General features: G+C 68.3%; 13 protein-coding genes and 3 tRNA genes. 6 read left to right on the top strand and 10 right to left on the bottom strand.

Annotated features, from left to right (window positions below; translation table 11 throughout):
* Nucleotides 1-311: 311 nt before the first annotated feature.
* Nucleotides 312-1511 (top strand): ISNCY family transposase, encoded by a 1200-nt coding sequence (locus tag ACFSCU_RS08820; RefSeq protein WP_257645624.1) that lies wholly within the window; start codon nucleotides 312-314, stop codon nucleotides 1509-1511.
* A 125-nt stretch (nucleotides 1512-1636) separates the two neighbouring features.
* Here the strand turns inward: ACFSCU_RS08820 and ACFSCU_RS08815 are convergent, their stop codons facing one another.
* The 10 genes from ACFSCU_RS08815 to folC form a co-directional block, all read right to left on the bottom strand.
* Nucleotides 1637-1828: a hypothetical protein gene (locus ACFSCU_RS08815; protein WP_180549740.1), complete on the bottom strand. Its 192-nt coding sequence runs from the start codon at nucleotides 1826-1828 to the stop codon at nucleotides 1637-1639.
* Between the two features lie 295 nt (nucleotides 1829-2123).
* Nucleotides 2124-2200, bottom strand: a tRNA-Asp gene (locus ACFSCU_RS08810).
* 47 nt (nucleotides 2201-2247) lie between these two features.
* Nucleotides 2248-2323 (bottom strand) — tRNA-Glu (locus ACFSCU_RS08805).
* 27 nt (nucleotides 2324-2350) lie between these two features.
* Nucleotides 2351-2426, bottom strand: a tRNA-Ala gene (locus tag ACFSCU_RS08800).
* A gap of 49 nt (nucleotides 2427-2475) precedes the next feature.
* The gene (gene gltX / locus ACFSCU_RS08795; RefSeq protein ID WP_377560453.1) at nucleotides 2476-3882 is read right to left on the bottom strand and encodes a glutamate--tRNA ligase; all 1407 of its coding nucleotides are present in this window, start codon (nucleotides 3880-3882) and stop codon (nucleotides 2476-2478) included.
* 44 nt (nucleotides 3883-3926) lie between these two features.
* Nucleotides 3927-5150 carry an O-succinylhomoserine sulfhydrylase gene (locus ACFSCU_RS08790; RefSeq protein WP_377560452.1) on the bottom strand — a complete coding sequence of 408 codons (1224 nt, stop codon included), beginning with the start codon at nucleotides 5148-5150 and terminating at the stop codon, nucleotides 3927-3929.
* Between the two features lie 110 nt (nucleotides 5151-5260).
* Nucleotides 5261-6766 carry an amidophosphoribosyltransferase gene (gene purF / locus ACFSCU_RS08785; RefSeq protein WP_257645990.1) on the bottom strand — a complete coding sequence of 502 codons (1506 nt, stop codon included), beginning with the start codon at nucleotides 6764-6766 and terminating at the stop codon, nucleotides 5261-5263.
* A 43-nt stretch (nucleotides 6767-6809) separates the two neighbouring features.
* Nucleotides 6810-7304, bottom strand: a complete 495-nt coding sequence (locus ACFSCU_RS08780) for a CvpA family protein (protein ID WP_377560451.1) — start codon at nucleotides 7302-7304, stop codon at nucleotides 6810-6812.
* Between the two features lies 1 nt (nucleotide 7305).
* Nucleotides 7306-8322, bottom strand: coding sequence for an SPOR domain-containing protein (locus tag ACFSCU_RS08775; protein ID WP_180549742.1), 1017 nt, complete (start codon nucleotides 8320-8322; stop codon nucleotides 7306-7308).
* 10 nt (nucleotides 8323-8332) lie between these two features.
* Nucleotides 8333-9634 carry a bifunctional tetrahydrofolate synthase/dihydrofolate synthase gene (gene folC, locus ACFSCU_RS08770; RefSeq protein WP_377560449.1) on the bottom strand — a complete coding sequence of 434 codons (1302 nt, stop codon included), beginning with the start codon at nucleotides 9632-9634 and terminating at the stop codon, nucleotides 8333-8335.
* Between the two features lie 53 nt (nucleotides 9635-9687).
* On the opposite strand from folC, the gene ACFSCU_RS08765 reads away from it, so the two are divergent.
* The 5 genes from ACFSCU_RS08765 (at nucleotide 9688) to mepK (ending at nucleotide 15520) form a co-directional block, all read left to right on the top strand.
* Nucleotides 9688-10044, top strand: a complete 357-nt coding sequence (locus ACFSCU_RS08765) for an arsenate reductase (protein ID WP_180549743.1) — start codon at nucleotides 9688-9690, stop codon at nucleotides 10042-10044.
* A 5-nt stretch (nucleotides 10045-10049) separates the two neighbouring features.
* Nucleotides 10050-11507: a cardiolipin synthase gene (gene cls, locus ACFSCU_RS08760; RefSeq protein ID WP_180549744.1), complete on the top strand. Its 1458-nt coding sequence runs from the start codon at nucleotides 10050-10052 to the stop codon at nucleotides 11505-11507.
* 326 nt (nucleotides 11508-11833) lie between these two features.
* Nucleotides 11834-13306 (top strand): NAD-dependent succinate-semialdehyde dehydrogenase, encoded by a 1473-nt coding sequence (locus ACFSCU_RS08755; RefSeq protein ID WP_377560448.1) that lies wholly within the window; start codon nucleotides 11834-11836, stop codon nucleotides 13304-13306.
* On the top strand, nucleotides 13303-14907 hold the full coding sequence (locus ACFSCU_RS08750) for a L,D-transpeptidase family protein (protein WP_377560447.1): 1605 nt from the start codon (nucleotides 13303-13305) through the stop codon (nucleotides 14905-14907). The genes ACFSCU_RS08755 and ACFSCU_RS08750 overlap by 4 nt, the downstream gene beginning before the upstream one ends.
* 46 nt (nucleotides 14908-14953) lie before the next feature.
* Nucleotides 14954-15520 carry a peptidoglycan L,D-endopeptidase MepK gene (gene mepK, locus ACFSCU_RS08745; protein WP_180549745.1) on the top strand — a complete coding sequence of 189 codons (567 nt, stop codon included), beginning with the start codon at nucleotides 14954-14956 and terminating at the stop codon, nucleotides 15518-15520.
* Nucleotides 15521-15768 lie beyond the last annotated feature (248 nt).

Here is a 15768-nt window from a genome sequence, read left to right as displayed (position 1 = left end):
CCGTCCGTTGAGCGAGCTCTCGAATGGTCTCTCCCGGAGGAGACGCCCATGCTGGACAGAATTCAGCGGTGACGCTCACTTGCTTCCCCCGATGTGGACTACTTTGAGCCTCGTAACTTGAGCCCAATCAATCGTTCCACCACTCATTGGCGCGCTTTGTTGATTCACATTGCATAAGAGACTAAGTCCTTCGCTCAACTGGAACCGTAGCATTGTGTGTTCCTGCGCGCAATTGTCGATTTCGAGCCCTGTCAGCAGTAAATGAGTTGTCCGGTTCGTAGCAAGTAATCTGTCCGGTTTATGGAGGAGCGATGCAACACGCCCCCATGAGCCGGGCCCGCTACATGCAGGAGAACCGGAAGATGAGATTCACAGAAGCCTTGGAAGGCTGGACACAAGGGCGACTGACCCAGGCCGAAGCGGCCTTGCTGCTGGGGCAGTGCGAACGCAGCTTTCGCCGTCACATTGAACGCTACCAAGCCGACGGCCTGGACGGGCTGTTGGACAAGCGACTCAGCCAGATCTCCAAACGCCGTGCCAGCGCAGCGGAGGTGGACCACGTGGTGGCACTCTACAAAAGTGGGTTTGCCGGCTGGAACGTGGCGCACTTTCACACCAAGTACAAAGCCGAGTGTGGCGGTGCACGCAGCTACAGCTGGCTCAAGAGCGTGCTGCAGGGCGCTGGGGTGGTCAAGGCCTCCAAACGACGGGGCACCCACCGCATCAAGCGCGAACGAGCCCCGCTGGCGGGCATGCTCATGCACCAGGACGCCAGCACCCACCGCTGGGTGCCCGCCCACGTCTGGGACCTGGTGGTGACCCTGGATGACGCCACCGGCGAGCACACCAGCATGTTCTTCTGTCACCAGGAGGGCACAGCGTCGAGCTTTCACGGCATCGGCCAGACGATCGCACGCTATGGCCTCTTTGCCAGCCTGTACACCGACCGGGGCAGTCACTACTTCACCACGCCCGAGGCAGGCGGCAAGGTTGACAAGGCGCACCTGACTGAGGTCGGGCGCGCGCTCAAGCAACTTGGTATCGAGCACATTGCGGCCTACTCGCCCGAGGCGCGTGGCAGAAGCGAGCGGGCGTTCCAGACCCATCAGGGGCGTCTGCCGCAGGAGTTGGCCCGTGCCGGGATCACCGATATGGACAACGCCAACCGCTACCTGGAGGAGGTCTACCGAGCCAGCCACAACGCCGAATTTGGTGTGTCCAGCACGTTGCCGGGCACGGCCTATGTGCCCTTCATCAGCGGCAGCCTGCCCGACATCTTGTGTGAGCAACACGAGCGCACCGTGGGCAATGACAACTGCGTGGCGTTTGCAGGTCTGAGTCTGCAGATTGCGGCCGATGAGTTCCGCTACCACTACGTGCGCACCCGGGTGCGCGTGCACCGCTATGTGGACGCCACGCTGGCGATCTTTCATGGCCCTCGCAGGCTGGCAAGCTTCGATGCCCAAGGCAAACCAACGCGGGACAAGGAGGTGCAGCGGCTGGCCGCATGAGCTCGCCTTGACCCATCGCGTGCTGGCAGCCAAGCCGCTTCGGGCTGCGCCCTTCGCAGCTTGGCTGCCAGCACCATCACATCAAGTCAAAGCGGACAATCTACTTGCTGCCAAACCGGACAGTTCTATTTACTGCTGACATTGTCGATTTCGAGCCCCATATCAAACAGTTCTGCGACAGTTTCAACTGCGTTCATGTCTGCCAGCACTCGGCGCAGCGCTTTACTTCCTAGCTCACCAAGCTCCCGCTTCGCCCTCGCCGGACTTTCACAGGTGGCGCGCAGTTCCCTCGTCTGAAAGGCAATCTCAAGCGGCATAGAGCCAGAATTGTCAGCGAAAGACCGAGGGGCGTCTCAATTCCTACCTGGATGAGCATAAGTTTGTCAGCTTGCGACAATTACTGTCAATTTCCGAGAACCGCATGGCTGCAACCAGCCTGTGGTTCACGTTGACTTAAGGGCCGGCAAAAAACTCCGGCTGCGCAGCAAACACCAGCACAACCCATCAGACGCAGTGACTCACGACGCGTCACAACGTGCCATCCTCGCCGACGGGTAAAGTGATGGGTAGAAAGAAAAAACGGGCCGCGAAGGCCCGTTTTCCTTTGTCGATTGGCGGAGTGGACGGGACTCGAACCCGCGACCCCCGGCGTGACAGGCCGGTATTCTAACCGACTGAACTACCACTCCGCGTCGGCAGCTGCGTTGTGCTCTTGCGAGCCAAGTGCAGCCAAACTTGGCGACCCTACGGGGATTCGAACCCCGGTACCCACCGTGAAAGGGTGGTGTCCTAGGCCTCTAGACGATAGGGTCAAAACCTAGAATCTTCTTCGACAACCTTGGTGGAGGTAAGCGGGATCGAACCGCTGACCTCTTGCATGCCATGCAAGCGCTCTCCCAGCTGAGCTATACCCCCGTTCGAGTTTCCCCGTGTGGGTGTCGAGCCTTGCATTATATGCTGGAAATCAAACGTTCTGCAAGCGTGACAAAACTATTTCGCGCCGGTGCAACGCCAGCATGGCGTCGACCGAGGGGGTCTGCGGCGTGCCCATGACCAGCACGCGCACCGGCATGGCCAGTTGCGGCATCTTCAGGCCGTGCTCGGCCAGCGTGTCCTTGATGGCGGCGGTGATGGCAGGTGTGGTCCAGTCGGCGGCGGCCAGCCTGTCGCGCAGTGCCGCGACGGCCGGCTTCACGGCGTCGGTGACGTGCTTGGCCAGGTCGTCGGCGCTGGGCGTGACGTCCGCGTAATAAGCCTGCGCCCAGTCGGCCAGGGCCACAGTGGTGTCGCAGCGGTCCTTGAACAAACCGCAGATGGCGGGCAGGCGCTCGTCGGCGGCGATGCCGCGCTTCTGCAGCTGCTCGGCAACCAGCGGCGCCAGCGCATCGTCGTCCATGGCCTTCAGGTGCTGGGCGTTGACCCAGCGCAGCTTGGCCTCGTCGAACTGGGCGGCGCTGCGGCCGAGGTGATCGAGGTCGAACCACTCCAGGAACTGCACGCGGCTGAAGATCTCGTCGTCGCCGTGGCTCCAGCCCAGGCGCGCCAGGTAGTTGACCATGGCGTCGGGCAGGTAGCCCTCGTCGCGGTATTGCGTGACAGGCTTGGCGCCGTTGCGCTTGCTCATCTTCTCGCCCCGCTCGTTCAGCACGGTGGGCAGGTGCGCGTACACCGGCGGCTCGTGGCCGAGGGCGCGGAAGATGTTGATCTGGCGCGGCGTGTTGTTCACGTGGTCGTCGCCGCGGATCACGTGGGTGATCTTCATGTCGATGTCGTCGACCACGACGCAGAAGTTGTAGGTGGGCGTGCCATCGGGCCGGGCGATGACCAGATCGTCCAGCTCGTCGTTGCTGATCTCGATGCGGCCCTTGACCTTGTCGTCCCACGCCACCACGCCGCCCTGCGGGTTGCGAAAGCGCAGCACGGGCTGCACGCCTTCGGGCACGGGCGGCAGCTGCTTGTCGCGCTCGGGGCGCCAGGTGCCGTCATAGCGCGGTTTCTGCCTGGCGGCCATCTGGCGCTCGCGCAGGGCGTCGAGTTCTTCCACGCTCATGTAGCAGGGGTAGACGTAGCCGGCGGCCTGCATCTGGGCCAGCACTTCCTTGTAGCGGTTCATGCGCTGCATCTGGTAATACGGCCCCTCGTCGTGGTCAAGGCCGAGCCAGGCCATGCCTTCGATGATCACGTCGACCGCGGCCTGCGTGGAGCGCTCCAGGTCGGTGTCTTCGATGCGCAGAATGAAGTCGCCGCCCTGCGCGCGGGCGAAGGCCCACGGATACAGCGCCGAGCGGATGTTGCCCAGGTGGATGAAGCCGGTGGGCGATGGGGCGAAGCGGGTACGCACGCGCGGCGCGGAAACAGGTTTATCGGTCATTTCGGCATTCAGCGCTTGTGCAGCAAGCGCAAGCAGCTATCAATTCAATAGTTATCGCAATCATCCAGGCCACGCGCCAGGTCGGCCTGGATGTCGGCCGGGTGCTCGAGCCCCACGGCCAGGCGGATCAGCCCCTGCACCACGCCGGCGGCCTGGCGCTGCGCCTCGGTCAGGCGGCCGTGCGAGGTGCTGGCAGGGTGGCAGATGAGCGTCTTCACGTCGCCCAGGTTGGTGGCCAGGCTGCACACGCGCGCCGAGTCGAGCACGTGGAAGGCGCGGGCGCGCTGCTGCTCGGGCGATGCACCCTTGACGCTGAACGCGATCACCGCGCCGCCCACGCCGCCCTGCTGGGCCATGGCCAGCGCGTGCTGCGGGTGCGACGGCAGGCCGGGGTAGAACACGCGGTCGACGGCGGGGTGCGATTCAAGCCACTGCGCAATCTGCAGCGCGTTGGCGCTTTGCGCGCGCACGCGCACGGCCAGCGTCTCCAGCCCCTTGTGCACCACCCAGGCGTTGAACGGCGCCAGCACCTGACCGGTGGTGCGGATCAGCGGCGCGAACACCTCGTCGATCAGCTTCTGCGAGGCACACAGCGCGCCGGCCATCACGCGGCCCTGGCCGTCGAGGAACTTGGTGCCCGAGTGGATGACCACATCAGCCCCCAGCGCCAGCGGCTTTTGCAGCACCGGCGTGGCAAAGCAGTTGTCCACCGCCAGCAGCGCGCCGGCGTCGTGCGCCAGCGCGGCCAGCGCAGCGATGTCGCACACCTCGGTCAGCGGGTTGGTAGGCGTTTCGGCGAACAGCAGTTTCGTATTCGGCTTGAGCGCCGCGCGCCATTCGGCCACGTCGGTCTGCGAGACAAAGGTGGTCTCGACGCCGAACTTGGCGAATTCGCTGCCGAACAGCTTCATGGTGCTGCCGAAGACCGAGCGCGAGCAGACCACGTGGTCGCCGGCCTTCAGCAGGCCCATGCCCATCAGCAGGATGGCGGACATGCCGCTGGCCGTGCCGATGGCCGCCTCGGCGCCTTCCAGCGCGGCCAGGCGGCGCTCGAACGCGGTCACGCTGGGGTTGCTGGTGCGGCTGTAGGTGTAGCCGTCTTCCTCGTTGGCGAAGCGGCGCGCCGAGGTGGCGGCATCGGGCTGCACGAAGCAGCTGGTGAGGTACAGCGCCTCGGAGTTCTCGCCGTACGGGCTGGCGTCGATGCCCACGCGCACGGCCAGCGTGTCGGGGTGCAGGCCTTCAGGCAGGGGTTTGTCAGGGTTCATCGGTAACTCTTGTTTTTGTAGCTGCTTGCGCCTGTCATCAGGTCATTTCAGATGGATTCATATCTGAAATCGTTTTATAGCAAGCGCAGCCAGCTCCTCAATCAATAGCATCAGGTTTCGGTGGAATTGGGCAGTGCCAGCCGCGAGGTGTCCATGTCGTCATCGCCCGTCTTCACGCGCTGCTGGTTCATGCGGTCGATGTCGCCGTCGGTGATGTCGCCGGTGACGTACACGCCGTCGAAGCACGAAGCGTCGAAGCCCTTCACCGCCGGGTTCAGCTCGCCCACGGCGCGCTTCATGGCATCGACGTCCTGGTAGATCAGCGCGTCGGCGCCGATGATCTGGCGCACTTCCTCGATGGTGCGGCCGTTGGCCACCAGCTCTTCCTTGGTCGGCATGTCTATGCCGTACACATTGGGGTAGCGCACCGGCGGCGCGGCGCTGGCCATGTAGACCTTGCGCGCGCCGGCCTCGCGCGCCATCTGCACGATCTCCTTGCTGGTGGTGCCGCGCACGATGGAATCATCGACCAGCAGCACGTTGCGCCCGGCGAATTCGCTGGTGATGGCGTTCAGCTTCTGGCGTACCGATTTCTTGCGCACGCCCTGCCCCGGCATGATGAAGGTGCGGCCCACGTAGCGGTTCTTCACGAAGCCTTCGCGGTAAGGCTTGCCGATCAGCTGCGCCAGCTCGGTGGCGCTGGGGCGGCTGGATTCGGGGATCGGGATCACCACGTCGATCTCGCTCGGCGGCACGGCGGAGACCACGCGCTGCGCCAGCGTCTTGCCCAGGTTCAGGCGCGCCTGGTAGACCGAGATGCCGTCGAGCACCGAATCGGGCCGCGCCAGGTACACGTATTCGAAGATGCACGGCGACAGCTGCGTCTTGGCGGCGCACTGGCGCGTGTGCATGGTGCCGTCCAGCGTGACGTATATCGCTTCGCCGGGCGCCACATCGCGCTCGGGCGTGAAGCCCGTGCCTTCCAGCGCCACGCTTTCGCTGGCCAGCATCACCGTGCCGTCCGGCCCGCGCCCCATGCAGAGCGGGCGGATGCCGTACGGATCGCGGAAGGCCAGCATGCCGCGCCCGGCGATGTGGGCGATGACGGCGTAGGAGCCGCGGATGCGCCGGTGCACGGCCGCCACGGCGGCAAACACCTCGTCCGGCCCCAGCGCATTGCCGCGCGTGGCGCCCTCCAGTTCGTGCGCCAGCACGTTCAGCAGCACCTCCGAGTCGCTCTCGGTGTTGATGTGGCGGTGGTCGGTGGTGAACAGCTCGGTCTTCAGCGCGGCGGCGTTGGTCAGGTTGCCGTTGTGCACCAGCACGATGCCGAACGGCGCGTTGACGTAGAAGGGCTGCGCCTCTTCCTCGCTGTTGGCGTCGCCCGCCGTGGGGTAGCGCACCTGGCCCAGGCCGCTGTTACCGGGCAGCGCGCGCATGTTGCGGGTGCGGAACACGTCGCGCACCATGCCCTTGGCCTTGTGCATGAAGAACTTGCGGTCCTGCTGCGTGACGATGCCGGCCGCGTCCTGCCCGCGGTGCTGCAGCAGCAGCAGCGCGTCGTAGATCAGCTGGTTGACGGGTGCGTTGCTGACAACGCCGACGATGCCGCACATGGTTTGCGATCCTGAAAGTGTGTGAAAGGCGAAACCCGTATTGTCACGCCGAGAGGTATTTGCCGAAGCCCGCGGGCAGCCAGGGGTGCAGTTGCGCCAGGGCCGTTTCCAGCCACGGTGCGCTGAGCGACTGGCGCCACCAGGGCTCGTCGCGCAGCGGCGTCATCAGCACCAGCGCGGCCAGCACCAGCAGCATCAGCACGCCGCGCAGCACGCCGAACAGGGCACCGAAGAAGCGGTCCACCGGCCGCATGCCGATGGCCTTGGCCGCCCGGCGCGCCAGCGTGGCCAGCGCGCCGCACAGGAAGGCGGTGGCGATGAACACCAGGGCGAAGCCGGCGGCGTAGCGCAGCGGCTCGGACGATTCACCCATGGGCAGCCAGCCGCCCACCACCGGCGCGGCCCAGCGCGCCGCCAGGAAGGCGATCACCCAGCCGGCCAGCGCCAGCACTTCATACAGCAGGCCGCGCCACAGGCCCAGCAGCAGCGATGCCACCACCACGAACAGCGCCAGCCAGTCGATGGCGGACAGGGTCATGTCAGAGCGCCAGCACGGCGCCCGCCAGGCCGGCCTTCTTCAGCGTGGCGGCGGCCTTGTCGGCCTCCTCACGGCTGCCGAAGGGGCCGACGCGCACGCGGGTGCGCTTGCCATCCTTGGTGTTGACCACCTGGGTGTAGGTGCGCACACCGGCGCGCTCGGCCTTCTGGCGCGCTTCGCGCACCGCCGCGTCGTCGGCAAAGGCGCCCACCTGCACGATGAAGCGCCCGCCCTGGGTTGCCGCCGCGGCCGGCTGCGCGGCGGCGGGGCTGCGGCCTTCCAGCAGGGCACGGGCACGGGCGGCTTCTTCACGCTTGGCGCGCTGCTCGGCCTCGCGCTTGGCGCGGGCCTCTTGCTGCTCCTTGGCGCGCGCGTCCTGCTCGCGCCTGGCCTGCGCCTGCGCCCTGGCCTGCTCCTCGTCGCGGCGTGCCTGGGCGGCCTTGGCGCGCTCCTCGTCGCGCTGGGCCCGGGCCTCTTCCTCACGCCTGCCGCGGGCTTCGGCCTGCGCCTGGGCGCGGGCAGCTTCGTCGGCCTTGGCCTTGGCGGCGGCATCGGCCTTGGCAAGGGCTTCGGCGGCGGTGTCGGGCTTGGTGTCGGGCTTGGGGTCGCGCGCCGCTGCGGGCGGCTGGCTGCGCGCGGGCGGCGCCAACGGGGCCGCGGCCGGCTTGCTGTCGCGCGCGGCAGGGCCGGACGTGACCACTTCCTCGCGCTCGTCCAGGCTGGCGTCGGCCGACACCGGCTCGGGAATGGTGAGCGGCGCCACCTGGTCCTTGTCGGGGATGGTAATGGGCGCGTTCACGGCCACCGGGCGCGGCTGGGTGTCGAACAGCAGCGGAAAGCCGATGATGGCCAGCAGCACCAGCACGGCGGCGCCCACCAGGCGGTGCCGCGCGCGGCGGCGCATGCTGTCGATGCTGTCCTGGGGGCCGGCCGCGGCCGGTTCCTTGCCCCGGCCGCGGCCGCGTCCGGTGGGTTCGGGCTGGGGCTGGCCGCGCTGGCGGAACTTGAAAAATGCCATAAATCCTGCGTCAGCCGACCGCGTCAGAGCCGGGCTGGCCGGCGTGCAAGCGGGGAACGCCGTGCTCCAGCACGCCGCCGACGGTGTAGAACGATCCGAAGACGACGATTCTATCTGTGGCCTGCGCCTGCGCCTCGGCGGCGCGCAGGGCCGCCATGGGGTTGTCGAACACGGCGCTGGCGGCGTCCTTGCGCTGCGTCAGCGCCTGCCAGGCGGCCTGCAGCGCGGCGCCGCTGGCGGCGCGGGGCGTGGGCAGGTCGGTGAAGTACCAGCGATCGATGAGCGGATCCATGCGCGCCAGCATGGGCGCCAGGTCCTTGTCGGCCATGGCGCCGAACACGGCATGCGTGGTGGGGTAGAAGCCCATGGCGTCCAGGTTCAGCGCCAGCGCGGCGGCCGAATGGGGGTTGTGCGCCACGTCCAGCACCAGCGCGGGCTGGCCGGGCACCACCTGAAAGCGCCCCGGCAGCTCGACCAGCGCCAGCCCGTTGCGCACCGCCTGCGCCGTCACCGGCAGGCGCGGGCGCATGGCCTCCAGCGCGGCCAGCACGCCCGCCGCGTTGATCAGTTGGTTGGCGCCGCGCAGCGCCGGGTAGGCCAGCCCGGCGTAGCGCCGGCCGCGCCCGGCCCAGGCCCACTGCTGCTGGTCGCCGCTGTAGTTGTAGTCGCGCCCCAGCAGCCACAAGTCGGCGTCGATCTCGCGCGCGCGGTCCAGCACGCTTTGCGGCGGCACCGGGTCGCTGACGATCGCCGGGCGGCAGGTGCGCAGGATGCCGGCCTTCTCCAGCCCGATCTGCTCGCGCGTGTGGCCCAGCAGTTCGGTGTGGTCGACATCGATGCTGGTGATGATGGCGCAGTCGGTGTCAATGATGTTCACCGCGTCGAGCCGGCCGCCCAGGCCGACCTCGAGCACCACCGCGTCCAGCCCCGCACGCGCCAGCACGTGCAGGATGGCGAGCGTGGTGAACTCGAAGTACGTGAGGGAAATATCGCCCCTGGCGCTCTCCACCACGGCGAAGGATGCTACTAATTCAGAAGCATCCGCCGACTCGCCGCGGATGCGGCAGCGCTCCTCGAAGCGCACCAGGTGCGGCGAGGTGTAGACGCCGGTGCGAAAACCGGCCTCCAGCAGGATCGCCTCCAGCATGGCGCAGGTGGAGCCCTTGCCGTTGGTGCCGGCCACGGTGAACACCGGGCAGTCGAAGCCCAGCCGCATGCGCTGGGCCACCGTGCGCACGCGCTCCAGGCCGAGTTCGATGGTTTGGGGGTGCAGGCGCTCGCAGTGGGCGAGCCAGTCGTCGAGGGTTTTCATTGCGTCATGGATTGTCACCGAGCGGCCCGCGCCGCGTGGCATGATGCCGCGCCATGGCCAGCATCACCCTGTACGGCATCCCCCACTGCGACACCGTGAAGAAGGCGCGCGCCTGGCTGGCCGAGCGCGGCGCCGAGGTGCGCTTTCACGACTTCAAGAAGCAGGGCGTGCCCGCCGACCACCTGGCGCGCTGGATCGACGCCGTGGGCTGGCAGAAGGTGCTGAACCGCCAGGGCACCACCTGGCGCAAGCTCGACCCGGCCGCGCAGGCCGCCGTGCAGGACGGCGCCAGCGCCGCCGCCCTGCTGGCGCGCGAAGCCAGCGCCATCAAGCGCCCAGTGGTCGAGTGGGCCGATGGCGCCGTCACCGTGGGCTTTGCGGCCGACGACTGGGCGCGCCGCCTGGGCTGAGCCCCATGGACGAGCTGCCGCGGCTGCTGATCGCCGGCCACCCCTGGACCTTCTGGCTCGGCTGGACCTGGACCCTCTCCAGCGTCGTCCTCACCACCTGGATCATCCTGCAGCGCAAATCGCCCGTGTCCACGCTGGCGTGGATCATGGTGCTGAACCTGATGCCGGTGGTCGGGCTGGTGGTGTACGCCTACTTCGGCCCGCAGCGCATCAAGCGCCAGCGCCTCAAGCGCTGGCACAAGAAGGCCGCGCTGATGTCGAAGGAAGACCTGAGCGCGCTGCGCGCCGAGCACACGCATGCGCCGCTGTGGGCGCAGCAGCACGCGCAGCTGATCGACGCCGCCTGCGGCCTGCCGATGTCGAGCGCGCAAAGCGTCGACATCCTGCCCAGCGGCGGCGCCACGCTGGAGGCGCTGCTGCACGCCATCGACGGCGCGCGCGGCCACATCCACCTCGAGTACTACATCTTCGAGCCCGACGAAACCGGCACCCGCCTGCTGCGCGCGCTGGCTGCCAAGGCGCGCCAGGGCGTGAAGGTGCGCCTGCTGGTCGATGCCATCGGCTCGCCCAAGCTGCTGTCGCGCCGGCACCGCGCGCGGCTGAATGAATACCGCGACGCCGGCGGCGAGTTCGCCGTGTTCCACCCCACGCGGCTGGACCGCCTGCGCCCGCTGGTCAACCTGCGCACGCACCGCAAGATCGTGGTGGTGGACGGGCGCACCGGCTTCGTCGGCGGCATCAACGTCAACGACGACGGCAACGAGCAGGTGCGCCCCGACCGCGCCTACCGCGACACGCATTTGCTGATCCGCGGCGGCGCGGTGCGCTGGCTGCAGTACGTGTTCCTCAAGGACTGGCACTACGCCGAAGGCCCGCCGCCCGCGCCCGACGAAGACCTGCTGCCCGCCCAGGCGCCCGGCCTGGTGCCGGTGCAGATCGTCACCTCGGGTCCTGATTCAGACATGGAGGCCATCCACCGCGCCATGATCGACGCGCTGAACCTGGCGCGCGAGCGCGTGTGGCTGGCCACGCCCTACTTCGTGCCCACCGAATCGGCGCTGACGGCGCTGACCAACGCGGCGCTGCGCGGCGTGCAGGTCAAGCTGATCGTGCCGGAGATGAGCGATTCGCGCATCGTCACCGCCGCCGCGCGCTCGTACTTCAAGGAGTTGCAGGACGCTGGCGTGCTGGTGTTCGAATACCGCGGCCGCATGTTCCACGCCAAGACGCTGCTGGTGGACCAGCTGTACGGCATGGTCGGCAGCGCCAACTTCGACAACCGCAGCTTCCGGCTCAACTTCGAGGTGATGGCGGTGGTGATCGAGCGCGACTTCAACCAGCGACTGGCCGCCATGTTCGACGACGACCTGTCGCAATGCAAGCTGGTGCCGGCAGGCCGCCAGTCGCCGCCGCACCAGCGGCTGTTCGAGGCGGTGGCGCGGCTGGGTTCGCCCTTGCTGTAGGGTGGAACCGCGCCAGCGATTCCGCCGCAGGGTCATGACCGATACGCAGATGGCGGAATCTCCTGCGGAGGTTCCGCCCTACTGAACTGAATGCCGGTGGGGGGACGTCTTAAATTTTTTGGATGTCAAAAAATGGCTCCAGTGCCCGATTAACAGGCGCAAGCAGCTATTTTTTACATACCGCATATTGGCGCCAAATGGCTATCGCCTGTTTGGCCTTCCGCGGGCCGTGGCCCACCAGGCCAGACCGTGCTGAAAGCCACCCCCGGCGCCGCCGCCGCGCCACGCGCTGCCTACAATCGTTTCGATCAATCAAGGAGACACCCATGGACGCCGCCGCCAGCCCCCTCGCGCTGCTGAAAGACCCCACCCTGCTGAAGACCGACGGCCTGATCGACGGCCAATGGGTCAAGGGCAAGGCACGCTTCGACGTCATCGACCCGGCCACCGGCTCAAAATTAGCCGACGTGGCCGACCTGGGGCCGAAGGAAACCAAAGCCGCCATCACCGCCGCCAACGCCGCCTGGCCCGCCTGGCGCGCCCTCACCGCCAAGCAGCGCCACGCCATCCTGATGAAGTGGTTCCAGCTGCTGATGGCCAACCAGGACGACCTGGGCCGCATCATGACGGCCGAGCAGGGCAAGCCCCTGCCCGAGGCCAAGGGCGAAGTGGCCTACGGCGCCAGCTTCGTCGAGTGGTTTGCCGAAGAGGCCAAACGCGCCCATGGCGAAACCCTGCAGACCTCCGACCCCACCAAGCGCCTGGCCGTGCTGCGCCAGCCGATCGGCGTGTGCGCCGCCATCACGCCGTGGAACTTCCCGCTGGCCATGATCACGCGCAAGGTGGCCCCGGCGCTGGCCGCCGGCTGCCCGGTGGTCATCAAGCCGGCCGAGCTGACGCCGCTGACCGCGCTGGCCGCGGCCGAACTGGCGGTGCGCGCGGGCGTGCCGGCGGGCGTGATCAACGTCATCATCGGCACCGACGCGCCGGCCATCGGCAAGGTGCTGTGCGATAGCGACACGGTGCGCCACCTGTCCTTCACCGGCAGCACCGAGGTCGGCCGCATCCTGATGGCGCAGTGCGCGCCCACGGTGAAGAAGTTGGCGCTGGAACTGGGCGGCAACGCACCCTTCATCGTCTTCGACGATGCCGACATCGACGCCGCCGTCGAAGGCGCCATCGCCAGCAAGTACCGCAACGCCGGCCAGACTTGCGTGTGCGCCAACCGCCTGTACGCGCAGGACGGCGTCTACGACAAGTTCGTCAAGAAGCTGGCCGCCAAGGTGGCGAAGATGAAGGTCGGCAACGGTTTCGACGAAGGCGTGACCATCGGCCCGCTGATCGAGGACGCGGCCGTGAAGAAAGTGGGCAAGCACGTGGCCGACGCCGTCAAGAAAGGCGGCAAGGTGCTGACCGGCGGCGAGAAGCTGAAGGGCCAGTTCTTCCAGCCCACCGTGATTGCCAACGCCACGGCCGACATGCTGGTGGCGACCGAAGAAACCTTCGGCCCGCTGGCGCCGGTGTTCCGCTTCAAGACCGAGCAGGAAGCCATCGACGCCGCCAACGCCACCATCTTCGGCCTGGCCAGCTACTTCTACGCCCGCGACATCGGCCGCATCACGCGCGTGAGCGAGGCGCTGGAATACGGCATCGTCGGCATCAACACCGGCATCATCTCGGTCGAGCAGGCGCCCTTCGGCGGCGTCAAGCAGTCCGGGCTGGGCCGCGAGGGCTCCAGCCACGGCCTGGACGAATACCTGGAGATGAAGTACCTGTGCATCGGCGACATCCACAAGTGACGCGGCACACGCGCCGCTGGGCCGCCTGCGGCCTGCTGGCGCTGGCCGCGCCCTGGGCGCAGGCCGCGCTGTGGCTCGACGACGCCGGCCACCCGCGCGCCGCCGCGCGCGAAGCCGTGCAATGGCTGACCAGCGCCGAGCAGCAAGGCCTGCGCCCCGCCGACTACGACGCGCAGCAGCTCTCGTCCGCGCTGGCCGAGGCCGAGCGCCACGCCCTGCCGCCCGGCGCCGCCACGCAGCTGGACGAGCGCCTGACGCGCCACGTGCTCGACTACCTGGGCGACCTGCGCCATGGCCGGGCCGACCCGGCGCGCGTGCAGGCGCGCTACGACAGCGCCACCGCCCCCGCGCCCGACCTGGCCGCCAGCCTGCGCGACGCCCTGGCGCGCGGCCAGGTGCACGACGCCCAGCGCGCCGCCCTGCCCCCCTGGCCGCAGTACGCCGAGTTGCAGCAGGCGCTGGCGCACTACCGCGGCTTGGGTGACCACCCCGCCTGGCAAGCCCGGCTGCCCGCCCTGCCCGGCGGCAAGCTGCAGCCCGGCCAGCGCTGGGCCGGCCTGCCCGTGCTGGCGGAACGCCTGCAGGCGCTGAGCGATCTGCCCGCCGGCAGCGCGGTAGCCGACACCTACGACGCGACACTGCAGGACGCCGTGCGCGCCTTCCAGCGCCGCCATGCGCTGGCCGACGACGGCGTGGTCGGCAAGGCCACGCTCGACGCGCTGGCCGTGCCGCCCGCCGCGCGCGCGCGCCAGATCGCCCTGGCCATGGAGCGCCTGCGCCTGACGCCGCTGCCCGAGGCGCTGCGCTTCGTCAGCGTCAACGTGCCCGAGTTCATGCTGCGCGCGCAGCGCCACGAGGCCGGCAGCGTGCGCGAAGACCTGAAGATGCGCGTCATCGTCGGCAAGGCGCTCGACACACGCACGCCGCTGTTCGACGAGGACATGCTGTGGATCGAGTTCAGCCCGTACTGGAACATCCCCGCCTCCATCGCCCGCAAGGAGACGGTGCCCAAGATCCGCGCCAACCCCGGCTACCTGGCCTCGCAGGGCATGGAGTTCGTCGGCGCGGGCGGCGTGTCGACGGCCGTCACGCCCGAGAACCTGGCCGCCGTGCTGGCCGGCCAGCAGCGCATCCGCCAGCGGCCGGGGCCGAAGAACGCGCTGGGCGACATCAAGTTCATGCTGCCCAACAACCAGAACATCTACCTGCACCACACGCCGTCCACGGGTCTCTTCAACCGCACGCGGCGCGACTTCAGCCACGGCTGCGTGCGCATCGAGGAGCCGGTGGCGCTGGCCCTGTGGGTGCTGCACGGCCAGCCCGAATGGACCGAGGAGCGCATTCGCCAGTCCATGGGCCTGCCGCGCCCGGTCATCGCCCGCCTGGCCGAGCCCGTGCCCGTGCTGCTGACCTACCAGACCGCCGTGGTCGACGACGGCTTGCTGCGCTTCGTGCCCGACCTGTACGGGCAGGACGCGCTGCTGGAGCAGGCGCTGAAGCAGCCGCGCCCGCAGCGCTTGGCCTCGGTCAAAACAACGCCCACCGCGCCGCCCCCGTTACACACTCGCGCTGGCGCTGCGGAGTCGATAGCGGCAGAATAACCCGCTGTCCGGCGCGCCCCGCGCCCTGTCAATCGGTTTGCCCTTCATGAACAGTCCCCATCGCCGCCAGTTTCTCGGCCGCAGCCTGGGCGTGGCCCAGGTGGCCGTGGCCAGCGTGCTGCTGCCCGGTGCCGCCCGCGCCTTCGCGCCCGCCACCTCCGCCGACGCGCGCCGCCTGTCGTTCAACCACCTGCACACGCGCGAGCGCACGGCGCTGGTCTACGCCGTCGGCAGCGACTTCCTGCCGCCCGCGCTGACGCACCTGAACCACTTCCTGCGCGACCACTACACCGGCGAAGTCGGCCAGATGGACCCCGAGCTTTACAACGTGCTGCACCGCGTGCGCCGCGAGCTGGGCACCGACCTGCCGTTCCACGTCATCTCCGGCTACCGCAGCCCGGCCACCAACGAAACCCTGCGCACCACGCGCGGCGGCGGCGTGGCCCGGCGCAGCCTGCACATGGACGGCAAGGCCATCGACGTGCGCCTGCCCGGCGTGGCCCTGGCCGACCTGCGCGACGCCGCCATCGCCCTGAAGGCCGGCGGCGTGGGCTTCTACCCGCGCGAGGACTTCGTGCACATCGACACGGGGCGCGTGCGCAGCTGGGGTTGAGCCGCTTGACCGGCTGCGGTCAATACGTCAATTCAACCTAGAAACGGCAGTTGGATGCGCCCGAGCGTGCCGTGATGGGCGCGTCAGGCAAGGCGTGAGGACGCGGCAGGCCCGTGCCTGCGAGGACGAGCAACGCCGCATGGCGCGACCAGCGCGGTGCGATCGGGTGCATAGCGCGCTCACCCAACAGGTGAACGCGACCGAAGCCGTGAAAGTCAGCATTCATGCGGGTTGCCCAAGGATAGCGA

Source organism: Ottowia beijingensis, from assembly GCF_042680925.1.
Taxonomy (GTDB): Bacteria; Pseudomonadota; Gammaproteobacteria; order Burkholderiales; family Burkholderiaceae_C; genus Ottowia; species Ottowia beijingensis.
The sequence above is the reverse complement of the archived record's forward strand: the minus strand, read 5'-3'. Positions and strand labels throughout refer to the sequence as shown.